The following is a 263-nucleotide window of genomic DNA, read 5'->3' on the forward strand; positions in this document are numbered from 1 at the left end:
CTGCCTTTGCTTTAGACCAAAATGACAGTCAGGCGGGATCATTTAGTGAGGGTGCTGATAATACAGTTGGTTCGTATCGTCGCCATTTTGATCTGGATCCGGACCTTCGTGGTAAACAGGTGCGGATTTGCTTTGAAGGGGTCGAACGAGCCATGTACCTGTGGCTCAACGGTCACTTTATTGGCTATGCTGAAGATAGCTTCACTCCATCTGAGTTTGATTTAACGCCTTATATTCAAGATGAGGATAATGTGATCGCTGTC

General features: G+C 46.0%; 1 protein-coding gene. It reads left to right on the forward strand.

The window, feature by feature from the left end; genetic code table 11:
- Nucleotides 1–263, forward strand: a 263-nt coding sequence (locus ACFIK0_RS09795) for a sugar-binding domain-containing protein (RefSeq protein WP_375663975.1), incomplete at both ends; no start/stop codon positions are given.

The organism is Bartonella sp. CL63NXGY (genome assembly GCF_042194905.1).
Taxonomy (GTDB): Bacteria; Pseudomonadota; Alphaproteobacteria; order Rhizobiales; family Rhizobiaceae; genus Bartonella.